Origin of the sequence: Alcanivorax sp. VBW004 (assembly GCF_009718865.1) — a bacterium.
Classification (GTDB): Bacteria; Pseudomonadota; Gammaproteobacteria; order Pseudomonadales; family Alcanivoracaceae; genus Alcanivorax.
The window spans coordinates 679,613-694,973 of the sequence record NZ_WNHC01000001.1 but is presented as its reverse complement, the minus strand read 5'-3'; the positions used below and the strand labels follow the sequence as shown (position 1 = coordinate 694,973).

The 15,361-nt window shown below is 57.7% G+C and carries 12 protein-coding genes; 1 reads left to right on the top strand and 11 read right to left on the bottom strand.

Going from position 1 to position 15,361, the window contains the following annotated elements; translation table 11 throughout:
* Positions 1 to 96 precede the first annotated feature (96 nt).
* Positions 97 to 945: a lipopolysaccharide kinase InaA family protein gene (locus F1529_RS03210; protein WP_155132123.1), complete on the top strand. Its 849-nt coding sequence runs from the start codon at positions 97 to 99 to the stop codon at positions 943 to 945.
* Here the strand turns inward: F1529_RS03210 and F1529_RS03205 are convergent.
* From F1529_RS03205 to F1529_RS03155, 11 genes are all read right to left on the bottom strand, one after another.
* Positions 930 to 1,649: a hypothetical protein gene (locus F1529_RS03205; RefSeq protein ID WP_155132121.1), complete on the bottom strand. Its 720-nt coding sequence runs from the start codon at positions 1,647 to 1,649 to the stop codon at positions 930 to 932. The two genes, F1529_RS03210 and F1529_RS03205, sit on opposite strands and share 16 nt — an antisense overlap.
* Complete coding sequence (locus F1529_RS03200; protein ID WP_155132120.1) at positions 1,646 to 2,785, bottom strand: polysaccharide synthesis/modification protein; 1,140 nt, start codon at positions 2,783 to 2,785, stop codon at positions 1,646 to 1,648. The genes F1529_RS03205 and F1529_RS03200 overlap by 4 nt, the downstream gene beginning before the upstream one ends.
* A gap of 2 nt (positions 2,786 to 2,787) precedes the next feature.
* Positions 2,788 to 4,713, bottom strand: a complete 1,926-nt coding sequence (locus tag F1529_RS03195) for a sulfatase-like hydrolase/transferase (protein ID WP_230457854.1) — start codon at positions 4,711 to 4,713, stop codon at positions 2,788 to 2,790.
* The gene (locus F1529_RS03190) at positions 4,713 to 5,501 is read right to left on the bottom strand and encodes a lipopolysaccharide kinase InaA family protein (protein WP_155132116.1); all 789 of its coding nucleotides are present in this window, start codon (positions 5,499 to 5,501) and stop codon (positions 4,713 to 4,715) included. The genes F1529_RS03195 and F1529_RS03190 overlap by 1 nt, the downstream gene beginning before the upstream one ends.
* Positions 5,492 to 6,310: a lipopolysaccharide core heptose(I) kinase RfaP gene (gene rfaP / locus F1529_RS03185; protein ID WP_155132114.1), complete on the bottom strand. Its 819-nt coding sequence runs from the start codon at positions 6,308 to 6,310 to the stop codon at positions 5,492 to 5,494. Before rfaP ends, F1529_RS03190 begins: the two co-directional genes overlap by 10 nt.
* Entirely contained in the window at positions 6,307 to 7,434 is a 1,128-nt protein-coding gene (locus F1529_RS03180; RefSeq protein WP_155132112.1) for a glycosyltransferase family 4 protein, read from the bottom strand. Before F1529_RS03180 ends, rfaP begins: the two co-directional genes overlap by 4 nt.
* Positions 7,431 to 8,456 (bottom strand): lipopolysaccharide heptosyltransferase I, encoded by a 1,026-nt coding sequence (gene waaC, locus F1529_RS03175; protein WP_155132110.1) that lies wholly within the window; start codon positions 8,454 to 8,456, stop codon positions 7,431 to 7,433. The genes F1529_RS03180 and waaC overlap by 4 nt, the downstream gene beginning before the upstream one ends.
* 20 nt (positions 8,457 to 8,476) lie before the next feature.
* Positions 8,477 to 9,535, bottom strand: coding sequence for a lipopolysaccharide heptosyltransferase II (gene waaF, locus F1529_RS03170; RefSeq protein WP_155132108.1), 1,059 nt, complete (start codon positions 9,533 to 9,535; stop codon positions 8,477 to 8,479).
* A gap of 8 nt (positions 9,536 to 9,543) precedes the next feature.
* Complete coding sequence (locus tag F1529_RS03165) at positions 9,544 to 10,470, bottom strand: branched-chain amino acid transaminase (protein WP_039926435.1); 927 nt, start codon at positions 10,468 to 10,470, stop codon at positions 9,544 to 9,546.
* 42 nt (positions 10,471 to 10,512) lie between these two features.
* On the bottom strand, positions 10,513 to 13,377 hold the full coding sequence (gene glnE, locus F1529_RS03160) for a bifunctional [glutamate--ammonia ligase]-adenylyl-L-tyrosine phosphorylase/[glutamate--ammonia-ligase] adenylyltransferase (protein WP_155132106.1): 2,865 nt from the start codon (positions 13,375 to 13,377) through the stop codon (positions 10,513 to 10,515).
* Positions 13,378 to 13,495: 118 nt separating this feature from the next.
* A complete protein-coding gene (locus F1529_RS03155) occupies positions 13,496 to 15,307 on the bottom strand; it encodes a GspE/PulE family protein (protein ID WP_290516667.1) in 1,812 nt (603 codons plus the stop codon).
* Positions 15,308 to 15,361: the final 54 nt, after the last annotated feature.

Below are 15,361 nucleotides of genomic sequence, written 5' to 3'. Positions count from 1 at the left end.
AACGGATAACAGACTTGCTGTAGCAGCTCACTTCCGCCAAATTCGGTATTCCGATACAATCAAAAATCTGTCAAACAATGAGCTAACTACATAAATATGTCTCAACCACATTTCACACTGGAGCATATCCCGAACCAGGACAACAGCCTGAAAGAGGCTTACACCCAGGCTCTTCAACAGTTTTTTTCTGGTGACTCTGCGTGGAAACAGGTTAAACAAAACTCACGCAACACCATTGCCTTCCACCCGGACATGAGCGTTTACTTCAAGAGTTTTAACCGCACTTCGGTTACAGAAAGGTTAAAAAGCACCTTTACTGGCGGCAGGGCCAAGCGAACCCTCGCGGGCACTCAGCTTCTCCAGGAGGCCGGCTGCATGGCCCCGAAAATTCTGGCAACCGGATACTATCCAGACAACGACTTCATTATCATGGAAGCCCTTGAAGGCGCCCCTCTTCTCAATGCGATCGAAAGCTACCTACGCGACACCCCTGACAGTCAGTGGCGAAAAGGCCTGTTCTGTGAACTCGGACTGACGATCGGAAAAATGCATGCCAACGGCATCATCCATGGAGATCTGCGGGGCAACAACGTGGTAATTGTACCCGATCATCAGCGCTACCGCCTCGCAATGATTGATAACGAAAGGACCCGCAAGGCCCTTCGCTTCAATCGCGAGCAGCAACGAAACCTGAAGCAGATCATGCTGTTCGGCCCGTACTACATCACACCAGCCGAAAGAGAGCTGTTTTTCGATTACTATTTTCAAGCATTCCCTCACCCCAAGCGGCATGCATCTCTGCTCAAAGAGCAAACCTTTGCAGAGGTCGAGAAGCACTTCCAACGCAAGGGGATCGTCCAGGGAACACCGCTGGAATCCGTCAATTACTGGCCGACCCTAGAAAAGCTGTCGCCTTTTGAGCTCAGTTCTCAATCACCACAGTAACGGCGGACAACAACTTTAACCCTGTCAGCGACCTTGCCAGCCAAACCAGCTTCACTGCAATAACTCTCCAGCCAGGCGTCACATTGGCGCTGATCCAGCCGTAACCCGCTGCGACGATTTCTGAACCAGGCTCTTTCCAGAGAGGTCATCGCCCGCTTTTGTCTCCATCCCGGAGCGCCCAAGGGTTTTTCACGGTCCAGCAACATCAGCTGGCCGTTTTCGACCATGAAATCCTTGGCCCTGAGCGGCTCATAGCCGCCCATCAGGTGAAGCCTTGCTGCCACTCGACCATAGCCTTGTGCCAATTCCAGCCGCGCCGACCTGCCCTCCATCAGGGCATCTTCAAGGCTGACACCCGCCACCGCCGCCGACAACATCACTCCGGATACCGGCACACCAAGAACATACCGGCTACCGTGGCCAAGAATGGGAATCACAGGGATACCTGCATCCTGCAATCGCAAAAGATTGCGTGCTTCCAGATCCACGGACGAACACCAACACCGAGCCACCAGCAAGCGGGGCAGCAGCACTTTCCAGCGCTCCTTGCGACTGATCTTGAGGAACACACTACGCTGCTGATATTGACCTCGATACACTTGGGACGTGGTCCCCTCACCAGAAACCAGTTCTGGCTCCGCATCAAACAATGCCTGAAGCTCTTCCAGGTCCGCAGAAGCCCCGCCCCGTATCACCCAGCTCAAAACCTGCCCCCACCCAAAATTTCATCCAGACGCAGCCGCATCCTTGCCGGATATTCCGGCGAATAGTCGGGCCATCGCCCGGGCACCAGGTACGCCTCGCCAAGCCATGCAACGAAATGCTGAATAAGAGCTCCATCAAAGGGGAGCGCAGCCGGATCATTGAGAAGCGCTTTTAGCGCCTCTTCACTGTCAGCATGGGAAACTAGCCCGTCAATGTTGTAGCAGGCATTACCCAGGGTAATCACCGGCCTGCCCAGCAGCAGACTCTCGATACCCACCGTGGAGTTGATGGTGATGACGGCCAGGGACTGCTCAATCAACTGCTGGGTGTCATTGGCGTTGGCATACAGGATTCGCTCGTGGCGCCCATGAAGCTGCGGATAGCTACGCTTGGAGGTGGGGTGCTCCTTGACGACAAAAACGGTGTCCGAGGGCAGACTGTCTACCGTCGCTTCGAGCACTTCATGCAGCCGCTCCATGGACTTGATCCATGGCGAATGAATCAAGATCTGGGTGTCGTCATAGACCTGGAAAGGCACAAATATGTAGCGCTCCGGCAAGGTAATCGGTGCCCCTACCGGGGTACGGGGCGGGCGCCTAACCAGGTTACTGTCCACTTTCATACCTTGTGGTTTGTAGGCCCGGTAGAAATCAGGATCACGTGGCATGCCATTGGCATAGTTGATCCCCCTACCGTCAAGCACCATGGTATTCGGCAAATACCCAAGCTCCAGGTAAGCCTGCTTGATACCCTGATTTTCCGCCCAGGAGATAACCGCCTTCTGTTTATAATGTTCACCATTGAGAACAAAAATGATATCAGGGCGGCGCTGATCGGCCTCACGGAAGATCCCCGCCATCAGGTGCGCGATGCGCAGAGCCAGACCAAACTGGAACCAGCGGCCATGCGCGCCATTGTTAAGCCGCCCCTTGTCCACCCGAAAACTCAGCCAAACCGGCAGTGACGCCCGGTTTCTCCAGACCCAACAGAGCGCGCGCAGGGTCTTTCCCCAACCGGGATGCTTGGCGTTGATCACAGCCCCATCCACCGGCATTTCTGCTTTCAACGCACGAAAATGCTTTTCCTGATTACGACTCATCGCAAGAAACAACACATAGGGCAATGTCTTGCTCATTATCAGCCTCCGGTTTTCGGCCGAGGAGAAAACGCGCTGCCGCTAATCAGCCCGCGTTCTTCCAATGCCGTATAGAGTAACGCTTCCTGGTAGCCCGCCTCGGCAGGCGCCAGCTTCTCAATAATTTGATCTTCTGCGTCCAGGCGATAGCGATAACCGTAGATCAGATCAACCATGACCTTACCGTCATCGTCCAACAGGCTTGCATTGGAGGGCGCATTACCTTTTCGAGTCTGCGAGTAAAGAAGCAGAGGGCGTTGATTAGCTCCATGCATCAGCGACCGTCCAAAAATCCTGGCCTCACAGGGAACCCCCAGCAGATCCAGTACCGTCGGCATAACGTCAAAGTGCGTGGACCTTGCAACCTCCCCCGCCGGCAAGTCCGGATGGCTCATCACCAGCGGGGTACGTACCTGCCCGTTGACACTCGAACTAGAGTGGGACACATAGCCAAATTCGCCAAAACTCTGGCCATGATCCCCGGTATAGATAATCAGGGTATTACTTAAATCACGACGCTTTCCCAAGGCGACGAGAAAGTCAGACAACACACTATCCGCTTCTTCAGCAGCATTGCGAAAACTGATTTCCCGCCCTTCGCCCTGGTGGCGACAGAAGCGTTCCTTGTTGACTACCTGGTAGGGCGAATGAGTCTGCTCATTTTTTAGATGCAGGAAGAACGGCCCCTCCTGCCCCAGCGCTTCATTAACGGTATCAACACTATCAAGTAAGGCGTAATCACCCCGCTCAGGATCCAGACCAAGCGAATCGCGGTCAAGGACTGCATCAAACCCGGCCTCATCCAGAATATCGCAAAGATTAAAAAAGCGGGTGCGGGATATCATCATATAAGCCGTGCGGTATCCCTTCTCTTTCAGCAAAGGCAGAAAAGGATAGTCGCCATTCACCGGATAGTTACCCTGATAGATGTGCTGTATCGCTCGATTTGTATTCGGACAGCAGGCGTAATGCATCCTTGAAACCAGCGCTTTCTTTGCAAACTGGCTCATGAATTCAAGGTTAGCCCCGTCAGCATTGAACGGCTGAATATAATCCCGTGCTAAGGACTCCATGGTGACAAGAATCACATTCGCATTCCGACACAGCCCGAAGCTTTCACTGGGCTGTGGAGCCTCCTGGGGCAGCGTCACGTGACGCTGGACATCGCCCTCTTTCAGGTGGACCCCGGAATTCGGACTTAACCGTGCACCACGAATAAAATCTCTCGCGGGAGACCGAACGGTAAAAAACGGGGCATCTGAAAACTGCGCCAGCAACTTCAGTACCGCCACCCCAAGCAGCAACATCATTGCCATCACCAAATGCCACCAGGGCCAGTCCACGCCGACTGTCGCTAGATAATCGAACAAAACGGCAACCCCTGCCAGTAGCCCCAGCCAGACAGGCGCCCCAATCAGCCGAAAACGGCTCTTGGTAATTCCCATGAGGAACAGGACCAGAACTGCCGCAAGCGCCACATCCCTGACACGACCACTGCCAGCCATCTGGGCATACAGCACCACCATAAAGGCAACGATGGCCAGTGGTGTCGCCAAAAACCAGGAACGCTTGACTATGGCCTCGATAATCTCCCGGGAATCTCCGGAAAAGCTTTCGGCCCCCTGAAGGAAGATCTTCACGTTACTAAAATTCACCTCGAAACCGAACAGGTGGATCAGCACCACATCCAGCCACATGATGAACAAGGACACCCCTGCCAGCGCGATCAAAAAGCCATACAGGAACGGCCATGGCTGAGCCAATGCCACTACAACAGCAGAAAGGCACAACACCCAGACATCATCCAGCCGGGGGCGAGCATCTACATAGTTGCGCAACGCATAGATCTTGCGCTGCATATAAATTATTGCCAGCGCCCCCCAGAAAAGCAGCGTCAGCGATATGCCGAGGTGCGGCCATTGGTACATCACAATTGCGACCCATATTTGTTGCGATGACGTTTGGCCAGCTTGTCATAAGCGGGCCCAAGATCGCGGCACACCTGGGTGACCGTCCGACCGCGCTGGCGAGCATAACTTTTCAGCATGGCTTCAACCACATACTCGCTGATCTTCAGCTCACGAGCATTAATCAAGAAGCGAGCCAAGTCACGACCAAAGCGCTTATTGCGGAACCAGAACGGTTTTTTTACTCCGTCCAGATCAATCAGCACCAGTTGCGAGTCCGTACGCCGCACCATCCAGTTAGCCCACTTGGTGTCACCATGGGCATAACCAGCCTGATGCAAACGCACCAGAACATCCCCAACCTCTGTAAAGACTTTCTCTGCGCCACCAATCTCATCTAGGCCGCGACTGACCGCCACGGATTTGAGGTCTTCCGCATCAAGCGCTTCACAGACAAAGAAGGAAGAAGAACAATCCCGGCGCCGCTCAGCCAGATAGGCCAGCGGCCGTGGAACACGCACCCCTATCCGCGACAAGGTCAGGGAAAGATAAAAAATTCGTTTTGCCCTAAACACACCAAACAACGCAATCACACGCCTGAGCAAGCCGGTGGCCATGTAGTGTTTGACAAAAATCGCGCTCGCCGCTGACTGCAGCAGGCGGGCCTCAACTTTCCCACCTCGCTTCAGCACCCGGTGATCGCCATCAAACCATTGCTGCACAGGCATTCCGTTTAGCAAAGGCGCAACCGACTCGACATCCTGGTACAGTAGCTGAAAGCTATCGCCTTCATGGACATTCACATCCACCGCGGAGCCTCCCTGCTCTTGTCTTTCCGGTACAGTTTCTCGGCCCGCTCACGCACAGCAAGCCATAAATGTCGATCCTCACTCAGGGTCTCGCGCCAGTGTTTTCCGCTGTATATCGCCATGGCCCGCAACAGATCACGGCTGGTCAGACCGATATCCATGGCAGAGTAAAACAAACCACTGACATCTTTCACCAACCAGCGCCGGGGCACGGCACTGCGGATCTGGGCACGATGGAGATCGATAAGGTACAAGGGAGCGTCACCATCCCCGGCTTCCCATCGAGCGCGATCCATCAAAAAATGACACAGGTAAAAGTCACGATGATTGATGCCCGATCTATGCATATCCCGGGCAACCCTGACCACATTCGCAAGCAGACTTCGTTTGAAGACCGAGCCGGGTGGCTCTTTCTCCCACACCAATCCGACATCTTCCAAACTCAGGGTATTGGATAGATCATCGGTAATTAGAAAGGAGTGAATACTGGCCGGGTTGGTGCCTTGCTCACCATAAGCCGCGATAGTCATGGTGTGCAGGCCGGCCTTGGTAACCGCCTCAATGGCCCGGACTTCTGCCAGCGCGCTGACAATGGGGAAACGTAACTGACCAAGATTCTTCAGTACTTCCCCCCAGCCTACACCCCGGTGATGCTTGAGGAAGTAGCTTTTTTCACCCAGCACGAAACGTAAGGTGCGCCGGCCTTCCCGGGCCCGAAACACCTTCCCCTGCAGCGCCTCGACGCACGCAAAGGGGTCCTGACCATGCCAGGCGGCTGCAAATTCGTCTCTGAGAAAAAGTTCGCTCATGAGTTAACCAACGCCTCGACTTCAGACAGAACCTGCTGATGCATGCCAAACAGATCCACACGATTTGCGTATTCTAATGCAGAGCGCCGATAAACCGACCGGTCCCCCGCAAGCATCTCCGCCAAAGCCTGATCCAGCGTCGCCTGCTGAAAAGGGGATGCCACGACCACCCCGGCACCAGACTCACGCACGTAGCTTGCGTAACCGCATGCCGCAGTGGTCAGAATCGGCAAACCGGCCACCAGAGACTCCACCAACACCATACCCGCCGCTTCATGAAAAGCGGGATGAATCAGAAGATCGGCGCCCTGCAGCAGGGCCGGCACATCGTCCCGCGCCCCGGCAAAAACCACCTTCTCCGACAGTTCCAGACGACTGATTTCGGCTTGCAGGGGAGCTCTGTCATCTTCACCGACAACCAGAATCTTCACCGCGCTCAGCGAGGGAGGAAGATGTGACATGGCCAACAATGCCCGTTCTAATCCCTTGCGCCGGAAATCTGAGCCAAGAAACAACAGTAAAAACTCATTATCTTCAACAGAAAATTCCTTGCGCACCACCGCTCTTAACGCATCCGCATTATCACCGGGGCGACGATCATTGCGCACCCCCGGAGGCAGCACCCGATAACGCGCCTGATCCAGGCCATATTCGCCCAGATAATCATCCCGCTGGCTGTCATTGAGAAAGAGAATCCGGGTATGGCTAGCGCCCGAAAACAGCTGTTGTTCAAGTTTGAGGTACGTTCGGTAGCGGGGAAGCAAACGCACTAAGGCATTTTTCTCCTTTACTCGCATGGCGAAACAGTCATCTGCAGCAAAATACAGATCGCCCCCCGGCAAACGATTGAACACCACAAGTACTCTGGCAGAAACCTGCTGCTTGAATTGCAGTGCTCTTTTACCAAACTCCACCATGGCAGCGTGATTGGTGCGCGGAGCCACTTTCTCGATTGTCACATCAAGCCAATCCGGTCGGTCACCATCCCACTCCGTAGTCAGCACTTTCACCTGATGCCCGGCCTGCTGGCACAGCTCCGCCACACGCAGAAAATCCCGCTGCAGCCCGCCATAGGGAAAGTAGCGGAACAACGCAAAAGCCACTGTATTTCCTTGCTGCGTCATATGCTTAACTCCCGTAACCGCTGCCAGACGAAATGAGGCTTTAAAGTACTGAAACAGGGCGGTTCCACCCCTTTACCCAGCTCTCCCCGATAGGTGCACTTCTCCTGCACGCAAGGCGCGCAGGGAAAATCCGCCGCCAGCGACGAAGCACGCAGGCCTTGCACCCCGGTCAGCATCGGGTCCGTAGGACCATAAAGCGCCACACCCGGCAAGCCGGCAGCGGCGGCCAGGTGTGCCAGCCCGGTATCCACGGCGATAAAGGCATCCCAGCTCAACAGTTTGTCGGTCAGCGCATCCAGCCCCATTTTGGGCAACACACAAACGCGCTCCAGCCCCGCGGCCAACCGCTCGGCGCGAGCCTTTTCTTCGTCATTACCCCAGGGCAGATGGACACGGTGGCCGTCGCCGCTGGCCAGCTCGAGAAGCTGGCGCCAGAAGGCTTCCGGATAATGTTTGGTGGGCCAGGTAGTGCCATGACAGAACACCAGCTCTGCCGACTCACTCAAGGGCGTTGGCACATGCTCACGGGGTAGGCCATAGTCTGGCGCAGCATCGGGAAGGGTGTAACCCAGAGCCTGGGAAAACAATTGGCGAACCCGCTTGATGGCGTGCTGACCACGGGCCACGGGGAGCGGATGATCCAGCACTCTGGCCGACAACCCTTCCCGCGCAGAGTACTTATCCAGGCCGAATTTGGGACCACGGGAAAGGCGCGTAATAAACGCGCTTTTCAGCAAGCCCTGGGCATCAATCACCGCATCATAGGAGGTTGCCTGCACGGCGGACTTGAAAGCCGCCCACTCCCCGGAGCGGCGCGCCTTGATGGGATGCTTACGCCAGCGCCGCAGGGCACAGGGAAAGACAGTGTGAACGGCAGGGTGGCGGCGGGCCAGATCGGCAAAACTGTCTTCCACCACCCAGTCCACCTGCAGATCAGGAATGGCAGCCCGGGCATCGGTGAGCGCCGGCAGGGTGTGGATCACATCCCCCATTGAGGAGGTCTTGATCAGAAGCACGCGCATGTCAGGACCCGTCGATTCGTTCAGGCATCCGCTGTTTCCAGTTGCCCCAGAGCCTCAATAACCTGCGAGGGTGGCAGCTGGCGCAAGCAGTTCAGGTGGCCCAGCGGGCATTCACGCTCGAAACAGGGGCTGCACTCCAGCCCCAATCGTACCACTGCCACCCGGTCGCCCAGGGGCGGCGTAAAGCCGGGGGACGTTGAGCCGTAGACGGCCACCAGTGGCCGCTTCAGTGCAGCCGCAATATGCATCAGGCCAGAATCATTGCTGACCACCGCCATGGTGGCCGAGAGCAGGTCCACGGCCTGCTCCAGGGACGTATTCCCCGCCAGCACCACCGCATGTTCATCGGCGCCGTTCGCCAGCGACCCGACGATAACATCGGCCACGGGCTGGTCTTTCCCGGAACCAAAGATCCATACCTGCCCGCCACGCTCGATCCAGTGCTGGGCCACCGCGGCATAGTGATGCTCTGGCCAGCGTTTGGCCGGCCCGAATTCAGCCCCGGGACACAGTCCCAGCACCGGGCGGTCCAAGTTCAGATTATGCGCTGCCATGGCCCCATTGCGCGAATCGTCACTGACCTGCAAGTGCGGGGCGGTAATGTCTTCCAGCCCCGGAACCGATGCCCCTTCCGGCAACGCCAGCGCCACAAAACGCTGCACCATCAAGGGGTAGCGCCCCTTGTCCAGCTTGCGCACATCGTTGAGCAGCCCATAGCGCATTTCGCCGCGCCAGCCGGTGCGCACCGGGACCTTCGCCGAAAACGGCACCAGCGCAGACTTGAGCGAATTGGGCAGCACATAACTTTGCTGATAGTGGCCGCGCAGGGATTTTCCCAGTGCGTGCCGCTCACCAAGACGCAAATCGCCATGATCAAACGGCAGCGCCAGGGCCTCACGCACTTCAGGCATGCGTGACAGCAGCGGCCGGCACCAGGTGGGCGCCAGCACATCGATAGCACAATCGGGGTATTGATGACGCAGTTCGGAAAACAGCGTTTGCGCCATCACCATGTCGCCGACCCAGGACGGGCCGACGACAAGGATGGCGGAGGGCGAGTCGGTCAAGGTAGCCGGCATCCGCCTGTTTAGCTCACGTAAGTGAGCCAGTCTCCATAGTCGTCATCCAGCTTGCCGCGCACCAGATCGAAATACACCGCCTGCAATTGCTCGGTGACCGGGCCACGCTTGCCGGCACCGATAATGCGGCCATCCAGTTCGCGAATCGGCATCACTTCAGCGGCGGTGCCGGTGAAGAAAGCTTCGTCGGCAATGTAGAGCTCGTCACGGGTGATACGTTTCTCACGCACCGGATAACCACGCTCTTCTGCCAGTTGCATGATGGTTTTGCGGGTAATGCCATCCAGGCAAGAGGTCAGTTCCGGGGTGTAAATGATACCGTCGCGAACCAAGAACACATTCTCACCGGAGCCTTCCGCCACATAACCCTCGTTATCCAGCAGCAAGGCTTCATCGGCGCCACCGGATAGCGCTTCGTTCAGCGCCAACATGGAGTTCATGTAGTTGCCGTTGGCTTTTGCCTTGCACATGGTGATGTTCACGTGGTGACGCGTGTAGCTTGAGGTACGCACCTTGATGCCCAGCTCCAGCGCCTCCGGCGACATGTAGGATGGCCATTCCCAGGCAGCCACCATCACGTGCACTTTCAGGTTGTGGGCACGCAGGCCCATGCCTTCACTGCCGTAAAACGCCATCGGGCGCAGGTAGGCATGGGGCAGATTATTTTCGCGAATCGCCGACAGATGCGCCTCGTTGATCTGCTCCTTGGTATAGGGCAGCTTCATGTTGAGGATATGCGCACTGTTGAAAAACCGGTCGGTGTGATCCTGCAGGCGAAACACTGCCGGCCCGCGATCCGTTTCGTAGGCCCGCACGCCTTCGAACACGCCCATGCCATAATGCAGAGTGTGCGTCAGTACGTGGACCTTGGCCTCCTGCCAGGGAACCAGCTCGCCATCCAACCAGATAAAACCGTCTCTTACAGCCATCGACATGGCAGTGATACTCCCAGAACTAAGGACCTTTGAGCGAACGCCCTACAGGTCGAACCAATGCTTCCAGATCGTTCGCACGCCTTCACGCAAATCGCGGAATTGGGTGTCGTCGACAATGGATTTCTCTTTGCGCAACGAGGCGCGATGAGCCGCGGACCGGTAAGCCAGGTAGGCTTCCCGCAGCAGGCCGGCATCCTGAGCCGACATAATGTCCAATGCGGCCAGTGTTTCCAGCAAGCGCACATTATCGGTGAAGCGGGTGAGTTCACCGTGGGAGGAGGCCCATCTCAGAACCCCGTATTGCACCATAAATTCGATATCAACGATACCTCCCGGATCCTGCTTGAGGTGAAAAGTGTCCGGGCTTTTGTCGGCCAGGTGATCCACCATCTTGGTGCGCATGGCCAGCACATCCTCGCGGAGTTTCTCCTGCGGACGCGAATCGCACAGCACCTGATGGCGAATATCGTTAAAGCGATTACGGGCACGGCTACAGCCAGCCACGACCCGGGCGCGAACCAGCGCCTGATGCTCCCAGGTCCAGGCATCGTTGCGCTGGTATTTTTCGAACGCATCCATGGAGCTCACCAACAGGCCGGCGCTACCGGACGGACGCAAACGCGTATCCACCTCATAGAGCTGGCCGCTCATGGTACGCGTGCCGATGATATGCACGATGCGCTGCCCCAGGCGGGCATAAAACTGCTCATTGGAAACAGACTTGTCCCCGTCGGTCATGCCGCCACTGGCTGCATCGTGCAGGAACACCAGATCCAGGTCTGAGTTGTGACCCAGCTCGATGCCCCCCAGCTTGCCGTAGCCCACCACCACAAAATCCGGGCTGCAAGGCTGGCCGTCATCCCGCGATGGACGCCCGTGGCGTTCCACCATGGGCTCCCAGGCCAGCATCACCACCTGATTAAGAATGCTCTCGGCCAGCCAGGTCAGGTAATCGCTCACCTTCATCAAGGGCAGCACTTCAGTCACTTCCGACGCGGCCACCCGCAGCAGGTGAGCCTGCTTGAAGTTGCGCAGCACTTCCATCTGCTGTTCCAGATCGTCCTCCGCAACCCGCAACAGCTGCTGACGCAGCTCGTCATCCAGCTCTGCCCGCTCCGGCGGCGAGTAAAGGGTGCGCACGTCGAGAAGTTCGTCGAGCAATACCGGGTGGCGGGTGAGCCGCTCGGCGATCCAGGGGCTGGCGCCAGACAACTTCACCAGCTGGGTCAACGCACTGGGGTTTTCCACCAGCAGCGCAATGTAGGCACTCCGGCGCAGCACCGCTTCCACGAAGGCGATCAAACGCGTGGCGGTGGTTTCGCCATGCCCCTGGTACCCCAGGGCCTCGAGCATCAGCGGCATCAACCGGTCCAATCGCTCACGGCTGATGGTCTGCATATTTTCCACCGCCCGGCTGTTGCGGAACACATCCAGCCGGGCATACACGGCCTGCGCATCCTGCACCCCAATGGCACCGAGCTGAGCCACGGCAGCATCGTCTTCCAGCTCGCCCAGCCACAGATCCAGCAGCTCCTGATCCGCCCCCTGGGCGGCATCGGTTTCCTGCTCCGGGTCGGCGATCACCTGACTGAAATGATGGCGCACACTTTCCCGATAACGGCGCAGCTTGCGCTCAAAGGCAGCCCGGGCGGAAAAGCCCATGGCAAAGGTAAGCCGCTGCCAGCCCAGCTCGTCATCCGGCAGGCGCTGGGTCTGTTTATCTGCCACCGCCTGCAGGCGGTGCTCCACATCCCGCAGGAACAGGTAGGCTTCGGTGAGTTCGTCGGCCACATCCTCGGGCAGCAGTTCCAGCTCCACCAGTTGCGGCAACACCTTGATCAGGTTCGGCTCACGCAGGGCCGGCAGCTGGCCTCCACGGATCAGCTGAAACGCCTGCACAATAAATTCCACTTCACGAATGCCACCGGCGCCCAGCTTCACATCCGCCTGCATGCCCTTGCGGTTCACTTCCCGCTCGATCAGGGACTTCATTTCCCGCAGGGACTGGAAGGCGCCGTAGTCGATATAACGGCGATAAACGAAGGGGTTCAAGCGCTTGATCAGGCGATCACCGGCCTGCAGATCGCCGGCCATGGGGCGCATCTTGATCAGCGCATAACGCTCCCATTCACGGCCCTGGGTCTCGTAGTAACCCTCCATGGCATCAAAGCCGATGGCCAGCACACCACTCTTGCCCCAGGGGCGCAGGCGCATGTCCACGCGGAAGACAAAACCGTCAGCGGTGGTCTGGTCCAGCGCCTTGATCAGTTGCTGGCCCAGGCGCACAAAGAACTGATGGTGGGTCAACGCACGGCGCTCGCCTTCGATTTCACCCTCATGCTCGTAGGCAAAAATCAGGTCGATATCGGAAGACAGATTCAGCTCGTGGGCACCCAGCTTGCCCATGGCCAGCACCACCAGCCTGACCGGGTTACCGTCCGGGTCCAGCGGTGCACCACTGCGCTCACAGGCCCAGCCGTACAGCACCGACAGCGCCTCGTCGATGAGGGTGTCCGCCAGCAACGACAGGTCCGCCACGGCACTGTGGTAATCACCAATCCGGGCCAGATCCCGCCAGACAATGCGCACCATATGACGATGGCGCAGGCGGCGCAGGGCCCGCTTGAGGTCGTCCTCGCTGTCGCATTGCGCCAGCAGAGTGCGGATTTCCTCTTTCAGGGACGTCGCCGCCAGCGCCTGGCTCAGGTCACTGGCCAGCAGCCACTCCCCCAGCCCCGGATCGCGCTGAAACTGGGCCGCCACGTAGTCAGAGCCCGCCCATACACGGGGCAAGTCGGCCAACAGAGCGTCGGGGATACGGTGGCCGGATTCAACAAAGTGCATCCAGTGCTGGCTGACCAGCACCGACAGTTCATCCGGCAGGGAGTGATATTGGGGTTCATTCATGGGCGGCTATTGTCGTACGGCGAAGGGAAAGCTACAAGCACAACGCCTGACGCCTGACGCCTGACGCCTGACGCCTGACAAGGATTCCGGTTTCCGGATTTAAACGCCAGGCTTTTGCTCACCCCATCAGGATATCCTGGGATGGAGTCACCCGCATCACCTCTTCAATGGTGGTCAAGCCTTTCGCCACTTTCATGGCACCGCTGATACGCAAGGGTTTCATGCCCGATTTCAGCGACGCCCGGGTGAGGGTTTCCAGGTCTGCGCCACGGGTGATGTGATTCTTCAGAGTGGTGCGCAGCGGCATGGTTTCATACACCCCCATACGGCCCCGGTAGCCGGTACCCCGGCATTCCAGGCAGCCCACCGGCTGATAGAGGGTCTCCGGCATTTTCATCTTGAAGGGGCGCACCAGCTCGTCCCAGGCTTGTGGGTCCGTTTCACTGGGCGCCTTGCAGTTCGGGCACAGGGTCCGCACCAGCCGCTGCGCCATCACCCCCAGCACCGTGGCACTGATCATGTAGGGCGGCACGCCCAGGTCAATCAGACGGGTCACCGAGGACGGCGCATCATTGGTGTGCAAGGTCGACAGCACCAGGTGGCCGGTAAGCGCCGCCTGAATGGCCATATCGGCGGTTTGCAGGTCGCGAATCTCACCGATCATGATGATATCCGGATCCTGACGCAGCATGGCCTTTACCCCCTGGGCAAAATCCACATCGATATTGGCCTGAATCTGCATTTGATTGAAGCTGGGCTCCACCATTTCGATGGGGTCCTCAATAGTGCAGACATTCACCTCGCTGGTGGCCAGCTGCTTGAGGGTGGAATACAGCGTGGTGGTTTTCCCCGACCCGGTAGGGCCCGTCACGAAGATGATGCCATGGGGGTGGCTGGTCATCTTGTTCCAGGTATCGTGATCCTCTTTGGTAAAGCCCAGCTGCTCGAAGCTGCGCACCAGCACATCCGGATCGAACACCCGCATCACCATCTTTTCCCCAAACGCGGTGGGCAGCGTGGAGATACGCAGTTCAATCTCATCCCCTTCCGGCGACTTGGTCTTCAGTCGCCCATCCTGGGGCTTGCGCTTTTCCGCCACGTTCAGGCGGCTAAGGATTTTCAAACGGCTGGTCACCGCCGCCATGATGGCCGCCGGCAACTCGTACACATCGTGCAAGACACCATCGATGCGGAAGCGCATCTTGCCGGTTTCCCGGCGTGGCTCCAGGTGGATATCACTGGCTCGCTGGGAGAACGCGTACTGCAGAATCCAGTCCACAATATTGACGATATGCTGGTCGTCAGCGTCGTGATGCCCCTTGCCCACTTCCAGCAATTGTTCGAAGTTGGTAATCCCCGACATTTCCTGCCCGGTATTACCGGCCGCACCGGCGATGGAGCGGCTCAGGTTATAGAACTCGATCCGGTAACGGCGCATCTGCTCCGGATTGACCAACACCACTTCCAGCTCACGATCGCGCAACACCTGCTGCAAATGCGGCTGCCAGTCACGTACGAACGGCTGATCGCAGGCCACCACCACCTTGTCACGATGCACTTCCACCGCCACGATGCCGTGGCGCTCGGCGAAAGCGTAGCTCATCACATTGGTGACCTGATCCACATGCACCTTGAGCGGATCAATGTTGTACACCGGCAAACCGCTCTTGGCCGACAGCCACTGGGTCAGAAAATCCACATCCAGCAGCTGATGGGTATCGGTCCGGTCCGTGAGGCGGTATTTGGCCAGCACCTGAATGGCGTGCCAGTTCAGCTCTTTCTTCTCGCGCGGCGTGGTAGAGATGACGTTGAAATCTTCCTGGCTGACGCGCCCCTCATCCAGCAATTCGCGCATCAACCAGCGCACATCAATCAGCAGCCCGTCCAGCTTGGCGGGATCAGCGGGGGCGTTAACGCTTACTTTCGTCACTCTCTCTACTCTCCCAAATTCTTCACAGCACGCGGCCACTGCCCGCACCACAAC

Bases quoted from the DNA above. Each gene is read 5' to 3' on its own strand.
- F1529_RS03210 (WP_155132123.1), top strand. From the start codon at position 97: ATGTCTCAACCACATTTCACACTGGAGCATATCCCGAACCAGGACAAC.
- F1529_RS03200 (WP_155132120.1), bottom strand. From the start codon at position 2,785: ATGAGCAAGACATTGCCCTATGTGTTGTTTCTTGCGATGAGTCGTAAT.
- F1529_RS03195 (WP_230457854.1), bottom strand. From the start codon at position 4,713: ATGTACCAATGGCCGCACCTCGGCATATCGCTGACGCTGCTTTTCTGG.
- rfaP (WP_155132114.1), bottom strand. From the start codon at position 6,310: ATGAGCGAACTTTTTCTCAGAGACGAATTTGCAGCCGCCTGGCATGGT.
- F1529_RS03180 (WP_155132112.1), bottom strand. From the start codon at position 7,434: ATGACGCAGCAAGGAAATACAGTGGCTTTTGCGTTGTTCCGCTACTTT.
- waaC (WP_155132110.1), bottom strand. From the start codon at position 8,456: ATGCGCGTGCTTCTGATCAAGACCTCCTCAATGGGGGATGTGATCCAC.
- waaF (WP_155132108.1), bottom strand. From the start codon at position 9,535: ATGCCGGCTACCTTGACCGACTCGCCCTCCGCCATCCTTGTCGTCGGC.
- F1529_RS03165 (WP_039926435.1), bottom strand. From the start codon at position 10,470: ATGTCGATGGCTGTAAGAGACGGTTTTATCTGGTTGGATGGCGAGCTG.
- glnE (WP_155132106.1), bottom strand. From the start codon at position 13,377: ATGAATGAACCCCAATATCACTCCCTGCCGGATGAACTGTCGGTGCTG.